The organism is Nakamurella sp. (assembly GCF_044224575.1).
In the GTDB taxonomy this organism is placed as follows: domain Bacteria; phylum Actinomycetota; class Actinomycetes; order Mycobacteriales; family Nakamurellaceae; genus Nakamurella.
On sequence record NZ_JBGAKE010000024.1, the window covers coordinates 58,663 to 78,122 of the forward strand.

Genomic DNA, 19,460 nt, shown 5'->3' on the forward strand with positions numbered 1-19,460 from the left:
GCCCGCCCCGGCCGTGCGTCGGATCACCCCGCACACTGGTGCGGTGTCCACGAGCGATGCACTCACCCCGGCCGAGTTCGCCGCGCTGCACCGTGCGGCCGACCTCGCCGGGCACGGCGCCGCCACCGCGCTGCCCAACCCCGTGGTGGGGTGCGTGCTGTTGTCACCCGGCGGGTGGGTCGTCGGGGAGGGCTTCCATGAGCGGCCGGGCGGCCCGCACGCCGAGGTCGCCGCCCTCCGTGCGGCCGGACCGTTCGCCCGCGGCGCGACCGCGGCGGTCACCCTCGAACCATGCAACCATTCCGGCCGCACCGGACCGTGTTCCGAGGCCTTGATCGCCGCCGGGGTGGCCCGGGTACTCGTCGCGGTTCGCGACCCCTGGCTGCCGGCGGCCGGCGGCCTCGCCCGGCTGCGAGCCGCCGGGGTGGATGTCGTCGACCTGACGGGACCGGCCGCTGCCGACCCGTCGGCCGCTGCCGACCCGTCGGCCGCGGTGGCCGCCGCGGTGGCCGCCGCGCTGGATGTGAATCGGGTCTGGCTGGGCGCAATGCGGCTGGGGCGGCCGTTCGTCACCTGGAAGGTCGGCATGACGCTGGACGGCCGGGTGGCCGCCGCCGACGCGACCAGCCGGTGGATCACCTCGCCGGAATCCCGGACGGACGTGCACGAGCTGCGGGCCCGGGTCGACACGATCATGGTCGGCGTCGGCACGGTGCTGGCCGACGACCCGCAGCTGACCGTCCGGGACGCGCACGGAGAACCGGTGGGTCGGCAACCGCTTCGGGTGGTGCTCGATTCGTCGGATCGGACCCCGGCCGGAGCCCGGGTGCGCGACGGCGCCGCCGAGACCTGGGTGGCCACCGCCGAATCGGCCGGCGCCGGCCCGGACGGCCGAGTGGATCCCGCCGCCGTGCTGGACGAGCTGTGGCGCCGCGGCCGCCGGCACGTCCTGCTGGAGGGTGGACCGCGACTCGCCGCGGCGTTCCTGGACGCCGGCCTGGTCGACGAGATCGTCGCCTACGTGGCGCCGGCCCTGCTGGGCGCCGGACCGTCCGCGTTGGCCGGCGGAACGGTCGGCACCCTCGCCGACGCACACCGCGCCGACCTGGTCGACGTCACCCGGTTCGGACCCGACGTGCGGTTGCGTTACCGGCTGACGGCCCGAGGCTGACGACGCCGGTGGCGCGCCGCCGGCGACGATCGCCGGCGACGCGCCACTGGGCATGCGGTGGGGTCGGTCAGGCGGCGGCTGCCCCGTGATCGTGCGCATCGGGCGCGGCCAGCAACGACATTCGCTGGGACTGGGCCCGCAGCTGGGCCCGCTTGTCCCGCGGCGGCACGCCGTTGATCTCCTCGGTGGAGTAGGCATAGACGCCGGTCGCCCACGCGGCGGCATCCAGGTTCCGGTCGAGCGCCACCCGGTCGAGGTTGCCCAGGGTGTCGCACTTCTGGTGGTAGCACGGATCGTAGGCGCTGCCCGCCGTCCCGCCCCACTTGGCGGCCTGGGCGGCAGTCTTGATGCCCTCGGCGCCGGTGAACAGGCCGCCCGCCGGGATGCCGTTGGCAATGAACTCGCCGTAGTCCGACCGACCACTGAAATCGGTGCCCTCGGTCGGCACCCCCAACCGGTCCCGGAAGAAGTTGACGAACGTGGCCTCGATCTGGGCCGAGCCATACGGACCGGCGCCCGCGCCGACGCCGTCGGAATTGTCGCCGTCGTAGACGAAGTAGGCGGCGTTCGGGGACGCAACCATGTCGAAGTTCAGGTAGAGCGCGATGTCCAGCTGCTGCTCGAAGCTCAACGACTTCACATACTCGGTGGAGCCGATCAGTCCGAGCTCCTCGGCCCCCCACCAGGCAAACCGGACTGCGTTGTTGGTCTTCGGCGATCCGCCGAGCTGGGTGGCGATGTCCAGCAGTGCCGCGGAACCCGAACCGTTGTCGTTGATGCCGGGGCCGGCCACCACGCTGTCCAGGTGCGCACCGACCATCACCACGTTGTTCTTGCGGCCGGTCTTGGTCTGCGCGATCACGTTGTGCGAGGTGCGAGTCTGCTCCTCGGTGCGCATGTCGACGGTCACGACGGAACCGCCTAGCCCGGCGAGGATGTCGCCGTCCGCCTGGCTCAGCCCGCCGACCGGGATCGGACCGGTGTTGGTGATCGTCACGTTGGCCAGCGGACCGTCGACGTTGTTGGAGATCGCCGCCGCGGCGGCGCCGGCCGCGGCGGCGTTGAGCGCCTTGGCCTCGAAGGTGCAGCCGCCCCGGCGAATCAGGGCGACCTTGCCGGTGAAGTCCTGGCCGGCGAAGTCCGCGGCCTCGCATCCGGTGGTGGCATCCTGCGGAACGACGGCCAGCGGCCCGCTGACCCCGCCCACCGGGGTCTCGATGCTCGCCGTCATCTTGATGATCTCGAAGGTGCCTCCGCCGGCGACGCTCAGCGACGAGGCCAGCGAGACCTCGACCGGGTAGCTGAACTCCTGTACCTCGTATTCGAAGCCAGCGGCTTTGACCTGGCTGACGACGTAGGCGACACTCGCGTCGAATCCGGGGGTCTCGATTTGCGTTGCCGTCGCGGACGCCCGGTTCCCACCGTTGGCGTCGGCGATGCGCTGGAAGGCGATCAGGTGCCGGTTCGCGTTGCTCGCCTTGACCTTCTTGACGAGCTGTTCGGCCAGCTTGGTCTCCTTGCCGCCGGCGGCGGCCCCGGCCGGGGGCGCCAGCAGTCCGCCGACCAGGAGCAGGGTACTGAGCAGGACCACGCCGGCTCGCCTCGCGGCACGCATGTAGTCACCTTTCGCGCAGGGGGCAGCGACACCGGGTGTGATCCGGCGTTCACTGTTTGTGATGTGACTGAGATAACACTGTGCACGGCCTGAACGTCAAGGGTTCGTCGGCGGCTTGGCGGACGAAAACCCTGATGGCCCAAGCGATAAGCGGCTTTTGTGGGGAACTACCTGAATGCCCGGATTGTGACCCTCTCGCTACCGTGGGTGAACTCTTTGCCGGGCGACGTCGTGTGCCTGCTGCCGGATGCATGACGACGAGCAGAGGGAGCGGGCATGTCACGATCGAGCGCCGGGCGAGTCACCCACCGTCGAGCAGCGCGGCGAACCGTGGTGGTGGGACTGGCCCTGTTGTGTGCCGGGACGGTCGCCGCCCCGGCCGCGGCCGCGGACGGCGGCCGGCCCGGTGGCCGGCTCCCGGCCGTCTACGAGTTGCCCGGCCAGCCGGCCGGATCGACCTTCGAGGGCATCGGGCTCGACCCGTTGCGCGGCGTGTTCTACGTCAGCGAGGTGACCGGCGGCGAGATCAGTCGCGCCCGATTGACCGACCGGACGGCCCGAACCTGGTTGGACGGCAACGACACCGACGGCCGGATCACCGCACGCGGCATCACCGTCGACCGGCTGGGCCGGGTCTACATCGCCGGCGGCCCGAACCGCACGCTCGACCAGGCCCGGCCCGATCGGCCGGACCTCTGGGTGTACTCGCCGTCCGGGCGCCTGCTGGCCGCGCTGCAGGTGCCGGCCACCAACGCGTTCCTCAACGACGTGGCCATCGGCCCCGACGGGGCCGCGTATTTCACCGATTCCAATGCCACGCCCCGGATCTTCCGGGTCGCCCAGGACCGGCGCGGTTGGTCGGTCACCGCGTGGAAGGACGCCACCGGGACGATCGCGACGGCGGCCGGGTTCAACCTCAACGGGATCGTCGCGACCCCGGATGGCCGGGCGCTGGTGGCGGTCCAGTCCTCGACCGGCCAGTTGTGGCGGTTCGATCTGCGCACGAAGCAGGTCGACCAGGTGGCGGTGACCGCTGGTGCCGACCTGACCGGCGGCGACGGGCTGGTCCTGGTCGGACCGAAACTGTTTGTGGTGCGCAACTTCCCGCGGCAATTGGTGACGCTCGAACTGTCCGATCGATGGACCCGGGCGCGGCTGGTGTCCGCCGTGCCCACCGATCCCGATCGGGTATTCACCACGGCCAAGTTCGACGGTGGCCGGCTGTTGTTGGTGGACAGCAAGTTCGACGAAGGCGTCAACAGCGCACCGCCGTACCGGGTGGTGGCGTTGCCGGTCCGCTGAGCCGGCAGAACGCCGTCCGCGGAGCACAACGTCGCCCGCTCGCTCGATCCGCTCGGCCGCCGGCGTGGGGCCGACACCGAGAAGCCGGTCGACCTCGCCTAGCGGATCCTGCACCGGTGGGTGGACGGCCCGGCCGGCCGGCTCTCCACGCTGGATTTGGTCGGGCCGCGCCGGCACTGCGCTCGCGGGCGGCTCGATCAGCAGCCGACCGGATCGGCACCGAAGGCGTTGTCGTTGACCTGAATCACCTGTCCGGCGCCGGCGGCGCCGAAGAAGAAGGCGATCGACCAGGTCGAGGCGTAGAGCTTGCCTCCGCTGAACAGCAGTCCGTTCGGCAGCGTCGCCTGGGCATAGGTCCGCTGGCCGCTCGGTGCGACCTTGACAATCCTTCCGGTGGATGCGATCTCGTCCGGAGTGGGTTTCTCGCTGGCCGGAGCGCCGCACAGGAGCTCGGCGACGTAGAGGTTGCCGCGGTTGTCGACGGCAACGCCGGTCGGTGAATTGAATCCGGTGAACGTCTTGCGCAGTTTGCCGCTCCAGGCGTCCAGAACGTAGACGCGGCCCTCACCGGGCGCCTCGCCGCTCAGCCCGGCAACGTAGACGCTGCCCCAGGGACCGTTGGCGATGCCGGTCGGCACCGGATCGCAGCCGGCGTGCTCAGGGTCGTTGTTCGGCCGGTCCAGGCAGACCCCGCTGGTCACCACGTCGGGAACGAAGAAGGCGCTGACGGTGCCCTTCCGGTCCACCCGCAGCACGCTGTTCCCGCCGCCGTCGGTGACCAGCGCGAAGCCTCGATGGGTGCGGTCCTCGACGACCGCGAACGGGTTCGACAGCGAATCGGGTGCGTTCGGATCCTGCCCATCGACATTGTTGTCGAGCTGGAACTGGAGGATGTCGGCGAACTGGGTGAGTTGGCCGCCGGGTCGGCCGGTCAGCAGGCTCGCGTAGATCGGCGGTGTGGGGCCGGTGGCCGGTCCTCGAGCGGACACCATCGCACCGTCGGCTGGTGACCCCTCGTCGCCGGGCGCCTCACCGGTGACGACGGCCAGGCGTCCGTCGATGATGCTCGCGCCGGACGCCCCGGCCACCCCGGTGGCCAGCGGCTTCGCCCGGCCGGTACGCAGGTCGATCCGAGTGACCTCGCCCTTCGCCGCCTGGGTGACCAGAATCGAGTTGCCGTCACCCTCGGCCAGCTGGAATGGCCCGTCGAGTCCCCCGGCGACGACGCTGATCGGGTCCCGGCCGCCGTGACCGCCACCCCGGTCGCCGCCGGCGAACGCGGGCGCTGCGGTGAGCGCCAGACAACACGCGCTGACCGTTCCGATTGTCACAAACTGCCTGATCCGGTGCATGCCGTCGCCTCTCCCGCCTTGGAGTCGGCCGTGAAGATCGGCCGTCACGAACACAGCGCGTTCACATTTTTCGCACAGTAGACCCCTGTTCGGGTGGTCGCGCTGGAAAATTTGCGAAGATCGTCCGGTAGGACGGAATGTCATCACTCTGCGGCAGCAGGGATGGCGCATTCGTGGCGGCCCGACGCTGGTCTGGTCTGCGTCGTACTCTCGACGGATGATCAGGACCCGAACGGCGGCAGCCGCGGCCGTCGCCGCCCTCCTGCTCGGCGGTTGCTCGTCCGCGGCACCGTCTGTCGGCCTGCCGACCCACGACCACCCGACGTCCGCCGGGTCGCCGCCGGCAATGACCGACGACGCCGAGCCGGCGGGGCAGGTTCGGCTGCTCGACCCGGCCGACTTCGAGGCCCAGTCCGGCGGACGGCTGCTGATCAACGTGCACATCCCCGATGAGGGTTCGCTGACCGGCACCGCGCTGGACCTGCCCTACAACGAGGTGTCGGCCCGGGCCGCGGAGCTACCGGCCGACAAGGCCGCCCCGCTGGCGATCTACTGCATGAGCGGGAACATGAGCGCCATCGCCGGCCGCGAACTGCTCGCGTTGGGCTACACGGACGTCATCGAACTTGACGGCGGCATGCAGGCCTGGCAGGCGTCCGGCCGGACCCTGCTACCCGCCGCGAGCTGACCGGGGTCACCACGAAGGGGCCGGCTTCACCGGCTGGCGCAGCCAGGTGGGCCCTCCCGGACCCATCGCCAGGTGACGGACAGCGCGCCGACGTTCAGGCCGCGCAGGTCCACGTCGAACCGGTCAAGATTCTGCGTGTCGACATCGCCGCCAAATGGGGAGCCAAGACCGCGCCTTCTTCTATCGTCGCGGGGGGCGAGGACCACGGGCACTCGACCATGGACACGGGCCCGGCCAACCGGGGGTGGGCCCCGTGGGGATCGAACCCACAACCCGCGGATTAAAAGTCCGCTGCTCTGCCAATTGAGCTAGAGGCCCGTGCGATCAGTATCCGGAAGGGGTCGGTCGCGACGCGAGCCTACCGGCTCGGTTGGATGTCCTCGGACACCACGGTGAGGGGAAACGGACATGGCGCGCGAGGACGACGACCCCGAGGTCCCGGACACGACGGTGGCTCCGGGGAGCGAGACGCATGCCTGGTCGGCGGTGGACCGGCCCGGCACCGATCCGTCCGACCCCCGGCCGCAGGGCCCGGACACCGGTGGATTCGCCGACGTGCCCTTCGGCGGTCCGGGTGCACCCCACGGGTCCGGCCAGCCGACGTTCGGCCCGGCCGCCCAGGCCCCGTACGGATCCGGGCCGGCCTCGCCCTACGGCCCGCCTGCGCCGCCGGACGGGTCCGGTCCGGGCTCCTACTACGACCCGGCGGGCGAGATCCCCGCGGGCGACGCGCAGCCGATGCGCGCACTCGGCCCGGCCGGCGAGCCCGGCGCATACCCGGACCCGGGCGGGTACGGGCCGATCCCGGCGGGTGGCCACCCGCTCGCCATTCCGGGTGCGCCGCCTCAGGGCCCGCCGCAGCCGCCCGGACCGGTGCTGGAGGCATCGGGACTGGGCCTGCTCGGCAAGACCGGATGGGTGTTCCAGAACATTGACCTGACCCTGCGACCCACGTCGGTGGCGGCCATCGTCGGGCCGTCGGGCACCGGCCGGTCCAGCCTGTTGCTCGCACTGTCCGGGCGGCTCCGGCCGACGGCGGGCACGCTGTCCGTGGCCGGTCATTCGTACCGGGACAAGCCGTCGGCGATCCGGCAGTTGACCGCCGTTGCCCGGGTCGGGGCGATGACGGTCCCGGAACCGGCGCTGACCGTCAGCGAGTACGTGGCGCAGCGCTGCCTGCTGGAGGACGTCGGCCTGCCCGAAGGGCGGACCCGGTTCGCCGCGGCGTGCGATGCCCTGCAACTGCAGCTGGAACCGACCGCCCTGGTCGGCTCGCTGTTCGGGGACAAGGCCACCCTGCTCGCGGTGGCGGCCGCCTGCGTCCGGGTCAGCGCCGTCATCGTGCTCGACGACCTCGATCGCGGCGTCTCCGGCGCGACCCAGCAGCTGATGTTGGACGCGTTGCTGCGGTTGGCCACCACCGGCCCGACGATCGTCGTCACCAGCACCGACCGGATTCCCGTGATGGAGGCCGACGTCGTCCTGGACCTGACGCCGTCTGAGGGGGCCGCGGTCTGGCAGTTCGACCGCGATGCGCCATTGCCGGCCGTCCTGCCCGGACCGGTGATCGGCGAGCTGGCGGCCGGACCGTCCGGCCCCGCCCAGCCGCCACCCGACGAGGCCCCGACCACGGTGCTGCCCCCGCAGCCCGGCTACCCGGACGAGACGCCGAGCGGGTTCGAGCCTCCGCCGCCGACGACGGATGAGTCGTCGGATGAGCCGCCATATGAGCCGCCGGGCGAAACCGAACCGCCGACCCCGCCGTCCGACGAGCCGGAACAGGACCGCCGATGATCAAGACCGTCAAGCTCGCCGGCTATGAGTTCCGCCGGTTCAAGGGGCCCTGGTCGGTCGTCGGCCTGCTGTTCGTGCTGCTGATCCCCACCGTGTTCGCCGGGCTGTACCTGTGGTCCAACGAGGACCCCTACGGCAAACGGGACCAGGTGCCGGTGGCCGTCGTCAACCTCGACGAACCCGCCCAGGTCGAGAACACCACCGTCAACGCCGGCGACCGGCTGGTCCGGGAGCTGGGCGCCGACCCCATCTTCGCCTGGAACTTCGTCGATCAGGATCAGGCCGAGCAGGGCCTGGCGGACGGCACCTACTACATGATCGTGGAGATCCCGCCGGACTTCTCCGCCAACTTGATCAGCGGGTCCGGTGACGCGCCGCAGCGGGCCAACGTGAACCTGCGGCTCAACGACGCGACCGGTTACCTGACCGAGCTGCTGGTCGCCTCCGCCCAACCCCGGTTGGAGGCGGCCATCAACCGGGCCGCCATCGGCGTGTACCTGGAATCGGTCTTCGCGAACCTGGACACGATCCGAACCGCGGTGCGGGCCGCGGCCGACTCGGCCGGGAAGATGGCCGCGGACCTCGCGGCCGGGCTGACCCAGGCCACCGACCTGTCCACCGCTGTCTCCACCGCCAAACAGAGCTCGACCACGGTGGTCGGGGACTTGGCGACCGCCAAGTCGTCGTCGGCGGCGCTGGTCACCTCGTCCGGGGACGCCAAGGCGAGTTCCGCGTCCGCGGTCACCGCACTGGGCAGCGCGACGACCGCCGCGTCGACGTTGTCGTCGTCCGCGGACAGCGCCGCCTCCAGCGCCAGTTCCCTGGCCAGCAGCGTCGGGCCGTCGATCGCGGCGATCGACGCGGCGGCGCCGGCGCTCGGCCAGTCGGCCGCGAACGTCGAGGCGGCGACCCAGGACACCTCGGACCTGGTCACTCAGTCGTTGGGACCGGGCCTGACCGACCTGAAGCGGGCGGTCGCCACGCTGCCGCCGGCCGATCAAGCGGTGCTGGCGTCCTCGATCGCGAACCTGGACTCCGTGAACGGGCAACTCGGCCAGTCGTCGGCGCAGGCGGCCGCGCAGGCCGTGGCCGTCAACTCGTCGGCGTCCACGGTGACCAACGCCGCGTCGGGGCTGTCCGGCGCGGGGAGCGAGCTGACCAGCCTGGCCACCAACACCGCGACCGTGTCGTCGGGCATGTCGGGGTTGTACGACAACGTGTCGTCGGCGTCCAGCAGCGCCTCCAGCGTGGACAGTGCGGTCAACGGGATGGCCGGCCAGGCCGGCGACCTGGACGCGTCGATCGGTGCCGCCCAACTCGCCGCCCAGACGACCGACGACAGCCTGACCCCCGCGGAGGCCACGTCGGCCACCCTGGTGAGCACGCTGACAACGGTCAACTCGGCCGCCACCGAGCTGGCCACCGGATTGGCCGACAGCGCCGACCGCATCCCGACCCTGGCGCCCGGTCAGCAGGCCGACACCGAGCAGGTGTTGTCGTCGCCGGCCGATCTGACCGTGTTGATCGACAACCCGGCGGTGGTCTACGGCCGGGGCATGGCGCCGATCACCTTCGGCATGGCGATCTGGGTGTTCGCCCTGGCGGTCTTCCTGCTGCTGCGGCCGATCGCCGCCGGCGCTCTGCTGGCCCGGGCGTCGTCGCTGCGCATCGCCTTCGCCGGGTGGCTGCCGCCGCTGGCCATCGGCGTCGTCGGGTCGCTGCTGCTGTTCGGCATCGCCTGGCTCGGCCTGCACCTGGATCCGGTCAATGCCGGGGCCGCGGCCGGGGTGATCGCGCTCGGCGTGGCCTGCTTCACCGCCATCACCCACCTGCTGCGAACCTGGTTGGGCGTGGCGGGCACGGCGATTGCGTTCGTCCTGCTGATGGTGCAGTTCACCGCGTCCGGCGGGCTGTACCCGATGCCGACCACCCCGGCGCCCTTCCAGGTGATCGAGAAGGGCCTACCGATGACCTACCTGGTCGACGCTCTGCGCATCACCTTCAGCGGCGGCGAGTACAACCGGCTGTGGATCGACGTCGGCGTGCTCGCCGGATTCACCCTGGGTGCGCTCGCGCTGAGCGTCCTGGTCGTGCATCGCAAACGCACCCTCCGGTTGTCCGATCTGCAGCCGATGGGGGCCTGACGCCGCCCGACCCGCGACGCACCGGCGCGCGCCCGGCACGTCCCGCCATGATCGGGAAAGGTGGGCTCCGTGACGGACGATCATGGCGCTGTTCCCGCGGCCGACTCGCCGGCCGAACCCGATTCGCCGGCCGAAGCGGAATTGCCGGCCGAAGCGACGCCGAGCCCGCCGACACCGGCGCTGGTGGCGGCCGGCCTGGGCCTGATGGGCGGCTCGGACTGGATCTACCGGGACATCGAAATGACGGTCGCCCCGGGAACGCTGGCCGCCATCGTCGGACCCGCGGGGTCCGGACGGTCCAGCCTGCTGCTCACACTGGCCGGTCGCATGCAGCCAACGACCGGCACGCTGACGGTGCTCGGACACGACCGGGCCGTCGATGCCGCCGGCGTCCGCGACCTGACCAGCGTGGCCCGCGCCGCCGGGGTGATCGGACCCGAACCCGCCCTGACCGTCCGGGAGTCGATCGATGAACGCTGCCTGATCGACGACGTCGCGCCGGTCGAGGGGCGCCTGCGGTTCGAGCGGGCGTGCGCCGCGCTGCAGTTCACCCCCGAGCAATCCGCGCTGGTCGAAACGGTGGTCGGGGAACGGGGCACGTTGCTCGCCCTGGCGTTGGCCTACGTCCGGACCAGTGCCGTGATCGTGCTCGACGACCTGGACCGGGACATCCCACCGGCCGGTCGACGCCCGCTGGCCCAAGCCCTGGGTCGGCTCGCCGGCACCGGCCCGGCCATCGTCGTCACCGCCACCGACCGCTCGGCCGTGCCCGGCGCCGATCCGATCATCGAACTGCGCCCGCCCGCCGATCGCCCGTCCTGGACGTTCGATCCCGCCGAGCCGACGGAGGCCACCCGATGATCAAGACCGTCAAGCTCGCCGGCTACGAGCTGCGCCGCTTCAAGGGTCCGCTGCCGATCATCGCGCTGATGTTCCTGCTCCTCGTCCCGTCGCTGTACGGCGCGCTGTACCTGTGGTCCAACTGGGACCCGTACGGCAAGCTCGACCAGGTCCCGGTCGCCGTGGTCAACGAGGACGTCCCGGTCACCGGCCCCGACGGGCAGCCGGTCGACGCCGGCAACCGGCTGGTCGCCGAACTCCAGGACGACCCCATCTTCGACTGGCAGTTCGTCGACGCCGACACCGCCGCAGCCGGCCTGGCCGACGGCGAGTACTACCTGACCATCACGATCCCGGCCGACTTCTCGGCGAACCTGGTCAGCGGCGCCACCGACGACCCGCAGCGGGCCGTCGTCATCATGAACCGGGACGACGTGAACGGGTACGTCATCGGCCTGATGACCTCCACCGTGCAGCAGCGGCTGGAAGCGGCCATCAACCGGGCCGCGATCAGCGCGTACTTCGACGCGGTGTTCACCAATCTGGACACGCTCAAGCAGAACGTCACCGACGCCGCCAACGGAGCCACCCAGCTGGCCACCGGCGCCGACAGCGCCCTGGCCGGCGCCACCCAGCTGTCCACCGGCATCACCCAGCTCAAGGACGGTTCCGGCCAACTGGTGACCGGTCTCGCCGACGCCAAGTCCGGCTCGTCGCAACTGGTGACCGGGCTGGGCACGGCCAAGGACGGGTCCGGGAAGCTGGTCGGCGGGCTGACGCAGCTCCAGCAGGGGGCCGGTCAGCTGGTCACTGGTGCCCAGCAGGTCAGCGACGGAAACGCCAAGCTGGCCGGCCAGGTGGTCCCGGTGCTCAACAAGGTGAACGCCGCCATTCCGGACCTGCAGCAGGCCAACGCCGACGCCAAGGCCAAGATCGACGCCTTCGGCACCACCGTCACCGCGCAGCAGGCCGCCATCCAAGCCGCGGTCGACGCGCTCCCCGCCGGCCCGGAGAAGACCGCCCTCCAAACCGCGGTCAGCACCGCCGGCACCGCGCTGAACGCGGCCGCCTCCGATGCCCAACAGGCGGCCACCGACATCAACGCCGCCTTCACCCAGCTCAACCAGAACGCCTCCGCGGACCTGACCCAGGCCAGCACCGACCTGACCAACCTGGCGACCGGTTCCGCTCAGGTCGCATCCGGCGCGTCCCAGCTGAACAGCGGCATCGGCGACGCCCTCGGCGGCGCCACCACGCTGGACTCCGGAATCGGGCAGCTGCAGACCGGGGCGACCCAGCTGGACGACGGCATCGGCAAGCTGCAGACCGGTGCCGGCCGGCTGGACGATGGCCTGGGCGCCGCGCAGACCGGCTCGGCCGACCTGGTCACCGGCCTCACCCAGCTCGACCAGGGCGCGAACGAGCTGGCCGGCCAGCTGACCGCGGGCGCGGCCAAGATCCCGGTGTTCGCCGCCGATCAGCGGGACAACGCCGAGCAGGTGCTGTCCTCCCCGGCCGACGTCCAGGTGAACGTGGCCAACCCGGCGAACTTCTACGGCCGCGGCCTGGCCCCGTTCTTCTTCGCGATCGCGATCTGGGTGTTCGGCATCTCGGTGTTCCTGGTGATGCGGCCGATCTCCGCGCGGGCGCTGGCCGGTCGGGCCTCGTCGCCGCGGATCGCCATCGCCGGCTGGCTGCCGGTGGTGGGGATGGCCATGGTCGGGTCGCTGCTCCTGCTGGTCATCGCCTGGGTCGGACTGGGGCTCGACCCGGTGAACGTCGCCGGGTCGTTCGCCGTCGTGCTGCTGGCCGCCGCCTGCTTCACCGCGATCGCCCACCTGCTGCGCACCTGGCTGGGCGTGGTCGGCTCGGCGATCACCCTGGTGCTGCTGATGGTGCAGCTGACCAGCGCCGGCGGCCTGTATCCGGTGGAGACGCTGCCGGCGCCGTTCCGCGCGATCCACCACTTCATCCCGATGACCTACCTGATCGACGCGCTGCGCATCACCTTCACCGGCGGCCCGGCCGATCACCTGTGGCGCGACGTCGCGGTGCTCGGCGGGTTCACCGTCGTCGCGGTCGGCGTCTGCGTCTGGGTGGTGCACCGTCGTCGGGTCTTCCGGACCCGGGACCTGCACCCGCTGCTGGGCTGAGCTGATTCGCCCGGCCGGCCATGCGCCGGCCGGGCCCTCGGTGGCCGCGGAACATCCGCCGGTGTCAGCCCGGCCGGCCGGCCGCCGGCCGCGTTTCCGCAGGGGCGGGCGAAGACGGGCCCGCACGGCAGCGCTGTGGCACACGCCACCTGAAGCGATTCAGAACTTTCGCTTGCCAAACGATCGCGGGAGGTAGATGCTTGCTACGTACAACTAGATGCGTTGGGCAAACAAGCAATCATGACGACCGCTCGGCCCCGCCCGGCGGCCCCGAATCCGAAAGCCCCGTCCATGACAGACACTCTCGTCGCTCCCGCGCCGGTCGCTGACCAGGCTGCGGATGAGCTGATGGCCGACTCGGCCGCCATCGGGTCGGCCGTGGTCGACCTGATGCGTCAGCTGCACGGCATCAAGGCCCGGCTCGCCACCGGCCCGGAGGCCGACCACTCCCCGCTGTTCCTATTGGTCAAGTTGGTCCACACCGGGCCGCAGCGGGCGAGCGCGCTGGCCGAACTGGTCGGCGCCGACCCGTCCACCGTCTCCCGCCAGGTCGCCTCGTTGGTCAAGTCCGGCCTGGTCGAGCGGCAGGCCGATCCGAACGACGGCCGCGCGTGCCTGCTCGTACCCACCGACCTGGGCCGGGCCAAGGTCGCCGAGTACAAGGACCGGCAGGCCGTGGCCATGGCTCCGATCGTCGGCGACTGGTCCGGGCCGGACCGGACCGACTTCATCCGGCTCCTGCGCCGATACGTCACCAGCATCGACACCCACCGCGACGACGTCATCGCGTCGCTGATCGCCCACCATTCCCAGAAAGGCCAGTGATGGCAACCGCTATCGAGGCACCGGCGAACGCGCCGGCTCTGACTCACAAACAGATCAGGCTCATCCTCTTCGGCCTGATGGCCGGCATGCTGCTGGCCGCGCTCGACCAGACCATCGTCAGTACCTCCATCCGGGTGATCGCCGATGACCTGCACGGGCTGTCCGCCCAGGCCTGGGTGACCACCGCCTACCTGATCACCTCCACGGTGACCACGCCGTTGTACGGCAAGCTCTCGGACATCTACGGCCGCCGGCCGATGTTCCTCATCGCGATCAGCATCTTCGTCATCGGCTCGATCGCCTGTACCTTCTCCACCTCGATGTACGAGCTGGCCGCGTTCCGCGCCCTGCAGGGGCTCGGCGCCGGTGGTCTGTTCTCGATGGCCCTGGCCATCCTGGCCGACATCGCGCCGCCGCGGGAACGGGCCAAGTACCAGGGCTACTTCCTCGCCGTGTTCGGCACCGCGTCGGTGATCGGTCCGCTCGTCGGCGGGTTCTTCGCCGGCGCCGACACCATCCTGGGCATCGCCGGCTGGCGCTGGGTGTTCCTGGTCAACGTGCCGATCGGCATCGCCGCGCTGCTCATCGTGTGGTTCACCCTGCACATCCCGCACATCCGGCACGACCATCGCATCGACTGGTGGGGCGCCGCCGCCCTGATGATCGGTCTCGTGCCGATCCTGATCGTGGCCGAGCAGGGCCGCGAATGGGGCTGGACCTCCGCCTCGGTGCTGGGTCTGATCGCTCTGGGCGTCGTCGGCGTGATCGCCTTCATCCTCATCGAGATCCGGATGAAGGACGAGGCGCTCATCCCGATGCGGTTGTTCAACAGCCGGGTGTTCTCCACCGGCATGGTCGCCAACGTGCTCATCGGCCTGGGCATGTTCGGTGCTCTGTCCACCCTGCCGCTGTACCTGCAGCTGGTGAAGGGGGCCACGCCGACCGAGTCCGGCCTGCTGCTCATCCCGATGATGATCGGCATCATGGGCGGCTCGGTGCTCTCCGGCCAGCTGACCATGCGCACCGGCCGCTACAAGATCTTCCCGGTGATCGGCACGGCCCTGCTGACGCTGTCGTTCTTCCTGATGTTGACGGTGGACGTGGACACCGGGTACGCGCTGCTGGACCTGTACTTCATCATGATCGGTCTGGGACTGGGCCTGTGTATGCAGACCCTGCTGATCGCGGTGCAGAACACGGTGCCGGCCAAGGACATGGGCGTGGCTACCTCGTCCGCGACGTTCTTCCGGCAGATGGGCGGCACCCTGGGCGTGGCGGTGTTCCTGTCCCTGCTGTTCAACTCGCTGCCCGACAAGATCTCCTCGGCGTTCCAATCGGCGGCCGGCAACCCCGCGTTCGTCAGTGCCATCCAGACGGCGGCGCAGGACCCGAACAGCCCGAGCCACGGCGTGGCCGTGGCGCTGGCCCAGGCGCAGACCAACCCGGCGGCCGCGTCCTCGATCAGCGATTCGCTCAACAGCGACTCGTCGTTCCTGAGCACCCTGGACCCGGCCATCGCCCGGCCGTTCCAGGAGGGCTACGTCGGCTCCACCCAGCTGGTCTACATCATCGGCGGCTTCATCATGGCGCTCGCGTTCGTGCTGGTGCTCTCCATGAAGGAACTGCCCCTGCGGACCCAGTCCGCGCTCGAGGAGCGGCTCGCCGAGCAGGCCGCCGAGGGCGCGGCGGACCCGGTCGCCGAGGCCGAGGCGCTCGCGTTGGAGGCATCGTTCTCCGACCCGGCGGCCGCGGACGCGGTCGTCCTCGAACCCGCCGGTGCCGAGCAGGATTCCGGCGGCCGTCGCAAGAAGGGCGGCCGACACAGCACCGACAGCGGTGAGCTGGTGCCTGCCGCGGAGATCATCAGCCGGGCGACCGCCGGAGCCGGGAGCGGCCGGCACGAGCGCTGACCGCCCGCAGCAAGCCCGACAAGGCCTCGCCGAGCTCGTCTCGGCGGGGCCTTGCGGCATCAGCCGCCGGTAGTCACGACCACGATGTGCCCGCCGGACCGGGTGGGGGTGCCGGCCGGTGCGCCGAACCAGCGGGCCGCGATCTCCCGCGGGCCGACCCGGTCGCGCAGGACCCAGCCCAGGTCGGTGAGCAGCTCCCCGAGCTCGTCGTTGCCGAAGAACGTCAGCCACGGTTCGCCCACCGCGGAGACGGCGGCCGCGCGGTCCGCCAGCCACGAGCGGGACCGTTCGGGCAACTGATCGGCCGGATTGGGGTAGTCGAAGACCGCCGTCGTCCCGGGGAACCCGGCGCGGGTTCGGAGCGAATCGACGACGGTGGACCGGGTCAGGTACGGCACGACGCCTCTAGTCGGCCGAGCTTGCGAGGCCGCCATGTAGACAGTAGGACCGGGCGCAGGCAATCTGGCGACGCAGGAGCCTGATTGTTCAGCGCGGTCCCAGCCAGACGAACACCGGCCGCGCATGGCGGTCGATCCCCGCGCCGGCCAGGGCCGTCTCGAGATCGGTGGTCTCGAAGTCGACGCCGAGGTAGCGGGTCGCGGTCGGCACCGGAATGCCGGCGTCGTGCAGGCGCTGTCGCTTCCAGGCCTGGGTAGCGGGATGATCGATTTCCATCACCGAGACCTCGGAGAACGGGTTGCGGTAGGCGAAGGTGTCCAGCCCGGCGCCCAACACGACCACCTGGCGGGTGCCGGCGCGGACCGCGGTAGCGATCGCGTCTTCGGCGACGCGGTGGCGGGCCGCGATGAACAGCCGCATCGGTCGTCGCGCGTCGGACCGTCCACGCTCCACGGCGCCCTCGGCGTCCGGGCCGAGGATCGGCAGCGCCAGCGGGTCGGCGAAGATTTTGGCCTCGTCCAGCACCTGATGGGCCGCACGGTGCGTGGCCGCTGACCATGCCGTCGAACTCGGGCGACCCTCGATCACTGCGCCATCGTCCTCCGTGATGGTGTGCCGACGCCTCGGCACCTCCCCGCCGGGAGAGGTGTCGGCCTGCCCGAGCAGCCAGGTCGGCCACGCCGCGCCGACGGTTATCCGAACCGGTCTGGTGGCTCCGGCTGTTGTCGGGTTGGCTCGAGGATGGGCGAAGGGACGCTGCCGAGACCTCGCCGGCCGGCCGGATGGGGGTGCAACGATGGCGATCGCCGACTCGGTCACCCGTGCCACCGGCGTCGGGCCGGTGACGGTCGGGGAGTGGCCCGCGGAGGTCTCGCCCATCGATCCGTTCCGCCCGCTCGACGACGGCCGGTACTGCGACGGCATGGTCTCCGTCATCGCCGGTGACGCCGATGTGTCGGCGGTCGATGTCCGCATCGTGCGGACCGCCCACTTCGAATTGTGGCGGCACGGCTGGCAGCTGGTGGTGCGGCACCGGATGACCCCCGACGACATCGACGACGCGCTGACCACGATCATCAACGACGAGCTCTTCGGGCCGGGGTGGGTCACCGGCAGCGAGATGTTCGAGCGCATCTTCACCGGCGTCGTGCTCACCTCGGCCGTCACCCCGATCGATGCGTGGTTGCTGTTCTACCGCAACAGTCTTCACCGTTACGAGGCCGCCGCGACGACCGCGCCGGAGCCGGCTGCAGCGGCGGTCGACGCCCTCGCCGACTTCGCCGCCATCCACCGGCACGCCGACGAACTGATCCCACTCGACGCCACGGTGCTGGAACTGGGGTGCTGTTTCGGCTTCCTGTCCCTGCGGCTGGCGCGGGCGGCCGGTCGGACCGTCATCGCCTCCGATCTGTCCGCCGGCACCGTCGGCCTGCTCCAGGTCGTGGCCGGCCGGCTCGGCCTGCCCTTGCAGACCCTGGTCGCCGACGCCGCCCGCATCCCGCGGCCGGACAACAGCGTCGACGTGGTGCTGCTGGTCCACCTGCTCGAACACCTGGACGCCGACCACTGCCGCCGGGCGATCGATGAGGCGCTGCGGGTCGCCTCCCGGCGGGTGATCATTGCGGTGCCGTACGAGGACGAGCCCACACCGGCCTTCGGCCACCTGTGGACGCTGCGCGAGGACGACCTGCGGGCCTGGGGTGCCGGCACCACCGGTTGGACCTGGTCCGTGCACGAGTACTACGGCGGCTGGCTGGTTTTCGACCGGCCCTGACCCGCCCGGGTGGGCTTGGGGTGCGCCGCTCCTCGTCGCGCTGCTCATCAGCCGGTCCTGGGCAGCCGTCGGTCGCTCCGCTGATCAGACTCCCATTTCGACGCCCGAAATGCCTGAATCTGCGGGACTTGGACGCTTCTATGTTTGTCAAGCCCTGTTGATGATCTTGTTCGCGTTCGGCTTGGCGTCGGGTGCGCGCGCCGGCGTCTCCGGGCGCGCGGCTCCGGGGCCAAAGAGCGGGCATGGCTGAGCAGCCCCTGCCCGGTCCGTGGAACGAGGGGGCGTCGTCATCCCGACGGCCGGGCTTGGCCTCGGCTCGCCAGGCCCGCTGGGGGTGGGTCAGGCGGCCAGCGGGGCCCGCTCGCCGGTCGGGTTCAGGGCGTCGACGGTGCGCAGGATCTTGAACATCTCCCGGGCGATGTACCGCTTGAGCATCCGGCGGATCTCCTTGGCCGTCAGCTGGCCGCTGCGCCGACGGATGTAGGCCTGGGTTCGCTCGTCCCACTGCGCGCGGGTAACCGCGACGGTGTGCAGGGCCCGGTTCAGTTGGCGGTCGCCGCCCCGGTTGAGCCGGTGCCGCACGATCCGGCCGCTGGACGCCGGGACCGGGCTGACCCCGGCCAACGCCGCGAACGCCGCCTCGTCCCGGCAACGGCCGTGATGGCTGTAGGACACGATCAGCTGGGCAGCGACGACCGGGCCGACGCCGACCTGCTCGAGCAGCTGCGGAGCGACCTCGGCGATGATCGTCTTCAGGCTCTTGCCGTTGTCCCGGATCTGCTGATCCAGCCGCACGATCTCGCTCGCCTTGCGGCGCAGCACGGCCACCCGGGCCTGCTCATCGATCGGTCGCCCGCTCCGGCAACGGGCCTTGGCCAGCTTCTCCAGATCCGTTCCACTCAAACTCTTCCGGCGCATCGCCTGGTGCTCAGCGGTGCCCGTCAGCAACTCGGCCAGCAACTGGTTGTTCAGCTGGGTCCGTTGCCGGGTCATCTGTTCCCGGTCCACCACCAGCAACCGCAACGCCTCCCGCACCCCGTCCCCGGTCCGCGGCTCCGGCACCCGCTCCACCGCCATGGCCAGCACCTTCCGAGCGGCCAGCACCGCATCACCCGGATCGGACTTGCCCCGCCTACCCCGCTCCCCACGAGAGGGCCGCTCGACCTCGACGACCCGGACCCCGACCGCTTCCAACGCCCGGCACAGCCCCGCCCCGTAGCTGCGAGTGCCCTCCAACCCGACCAGGAACCGCCCCGACGGCACCACCCGCAGGATCCAAGTCACCACCTCGGCGTAACCCTGCTCGTCGTTGTCGATCGTGATCTGGTCCAGCACCGCCCCGACCGGGGACACCACACACAAACTCGTCGTATCCACATGCGTGTCACCGCCGACGACAGCGTCGACAGAATCTGCCACAGTAGGCATCAGCTCGCGCTCTCCTTCCAGAGCTCGGGTCAACAAGTCGACGCCGGCCTGGAGGACCCACCCAC

Annotated in this window: 15 protein-coding genes and 1 tRNA gene; 10 read left to right on the plus strand and 6 right to left on the minus strand. The window is 71.0% G+C overall.

Going from position 1 to position 19,460, the window contains the following annotated elements:
- Window positions 1–43 precede the first annotated feature (43 nt).
- Entirely contained in the window at window positions 44–1,171 is a 1,128-nt protein-coding gene (gene ribD / locus ACILSK_RS21200) for a bifunctional diaminohydroxyphosphoribosylaminopyrimidine deaminase/5-amino-6-(5-phosphoribosylamino)uracil reductase RibD (RefSeq protein WP_395729169.1), read from the plus strand.
- A 67-nt stretch (window positions 1,172–1,238) separates the two neighbouring features.
- On the opposite strand, the gene ACILSK_RS21205 is transcribed toward ribD, so the two are convergent.
- Window positions 1,239–2,786 carry a M28 family metallopeptidase gene (locus ACILSK_RS21205; RefSeq protein ID WP_395729170.1) on the minus strand — a complete coding sequence of 516 codons (1,548 nt, stop codon included), beginning with the start codon at window positions 2,784–2,786 and terminating at the stop codon, window positions 1,239–1,241.
- A 276-nt stretch (window positions 2,787–3,062) separates the two neighbouring features.
- Between ACILSK_RS21205 and ACILSK_RS21210 the strand changes: the two genes are divergently transcribed.
- On the plus strand, window positions 3,063–4,088 hold the full coding sequence (locus ACILSK_RS21210) for a gluconolaconase (RefSeq protein ID WP_395729171.1): 1,026 nt from the start codon (window positions 3,063–3,065) through the stop codon (window positions 4,086–4,088).
- A 197-nt stretch (window positions 4,089–4,285) separates the two neighbouring features.
- Here ACILSK_RS21210 and ACILSK_RS21215 read toward each other — a convergent pair whose 3' ends face one another.
- Window positions 4,286–5,419, minus strand: coding sequence for a ScyD/ScyE family protein (locus ACILSK_RS21215; RefSeq protein WP_395729172.1), 1,134 nt, complete (start codon window positions 5,417–5,419; stop codon window positions 4,286–4,288).
- Window positions 5,420–5,657: 238 nt separating this feature from the next.
- Between ACILSK_RS21215 and ACILSK_RS21220 the strand changes: the two genes are divergently transcribed.
- A complete protein-coding gene (locus ACILSK_RS21220; RefSeq protein WP_395729173.1) occupies window positions 5,658–6,128 on the plus strand; it encodes a rhodanese-like domain-containing protein in 471 nt (156 codons plus the stop codon).
- A 245-nt stretch (window positions 6,129–6,373) separates the two neighbouring features.
- Here ACILSK_RS21220 and ACILSK_RS21225 read toward each other — a convergent pair.
- Window positions 6,374–6,446 (minus strand) — tRNA-Lys (locus ACILSK_RS21225).
- A gap of 90 nt (window positions 6,447–6,536) precedes the next feature.
- On the opposite strand from ACILSK_RS21225, the gene ACILSK_RS21230 reads away from it, so the two are divergent.
- From ACILSK_RS21230 to ACILSK_RS21255, 6 genes are all read left to right on the plus strand, one after another.
- On the plus strand, window positions 6,537–7,922 hold the full coding sequence (locus ACILSK_RS21230) for an ATP-binding cassette domain-containing protein (RefSeq protein ID WP_395729174.1): 1,386 nt from the start codon (window positions 6,537–6,539) through the stop codon (window positions 7,920–7,922).
- A complete protein-coding gene (locus ACILSK_RS21235) occupies window positions 7,919–10,066 on the plus strand; it encodes a YhgE/Pip family protein (protein WP_395729175.1) in 2,148 nt (715 codons plus the stop codon). Before ACILSK_RS21230 ends, ACILSK_RS21235 begins: the two co-directional genes overlap by 4 nt.
- A 69-nt stretch (window positions 10,067–10,135) precedes the next feature.
- Complete coding sequence (locus ACILSK_RS21240; protein ID WP_395729176.1) at window positions 10,136–10,927, plus strand: ATP-binding cassette domain-containing protein; 792 nt, start codon at window positions 10,136–10,138, stop codon at window positions 10,925–10,927.
- Entirely contained in the window at window positions 10,924–13,059 is a 2,136-nt protein-coding gene (locus ACILSK_RS21245; protein WP_395729177.1) for a YhgE/Pip family protein, read from the plus strand. The genes ACILSK_RS21240 and ACILSK_RS21245 overlap by 4 nt, the downstream gene beginning before the upstream one ends.
- A gap of 348 nt (window positions 13,060–13,407) precedes the next feature.
- Window positions 13,408–13,884, plus strand: a complete 477-nt coding sequence (locus tag ACILSK_RS21250; RefSeq protein WP_395729178.1) for a MarR family winged helix-turn-helix transcriptional regulator — start codon at window positions 13,408–13,410, stop codon at window positions 13,882–13,884.
- Window positions 13,884–15,794 carry an MDR family MFS transporter gene (locus ACILSK_RS21255; RefSeq protein ID WP_395729179.1) on the plus strand — a complete coding sequence of 637 codons (1,911 nt, stop codon included), beginning with the start codon at window positions 13,884–13,886 and terminating at the stop codon, window positions 15,792–15,794. Before ACILSK_RS21250 ends, ACILSK_RS21255 begins: the two co-directional genes overlap by 1 nt.
- A gap of 59 nt (window positions 15,795–15,853) precedes the next feature.
- On the opposite strand, the gene ACILSK_RS21260 is transcribed toward ACILSK_RS21255, so the two are convergent.
- Both ACILSK_RS21260 and ACILSK_RS21265 read right to left on the minus strand, forming a co-directional pair.
- Window positions 15,854–16,192 (minus strand): hypothetical protein, encoded by a 339-nt coding sequence (locus ACILSK_RS21260; RefSeq protein WP_395729180.1) that lies wholly within the window; start codon window positions 16,190–16,192, stop codon window positions 15,854–15,856.
- Window positions 16,193–16,280: 88 nt separating this feature from the next.
- Complete coding sequence (locus tag ACILSK_RS21265) at window positions 16,281–16,718, minus strand: class I SAM-dependent methyltransferase (RefSeq protein ID WP_395729181.1); 438 nt, start codon at window positions 16,716–16,718, stop codon at window positions 16,281–16,283.
- A gap of 271 nt (window positions 16,719–16,989) precedes the next feature.
- Between ACILSK_RS21265 and mftM the strand changes: the two genes are divergently transcribed.
- Window positions 16,990–17,967, plus strand: a complete 978-nt coding sequence (mftM, locus tag ACILSK_RS21270; RefSeq protein WP_395729182.1) for a mycofactocin oligosaccharide methyltransferase MftM — start codon at window positions 16,990–16,992, stop codon at window positions 17,965–17,967.
- Window positions 17,968–18,306: 339 nt separating this feature from the next.
- Here mftM and ACILSK_RS21275 read toward each other — a convergent pair whose 3' ends face one another.
- Window positions 18,307–19,395, minus strand: coding sequence for an IS110 family transposase (locus ACILSK_RS21275; protein WP_395726143.1), 1,089 nt, complete (start codon window positions 19,393–19,395; stop codon window positions 18,307–18,309).
- Between the last annotated feature and the right edge of the window lie 65 nt (window positions 19,396–19,460).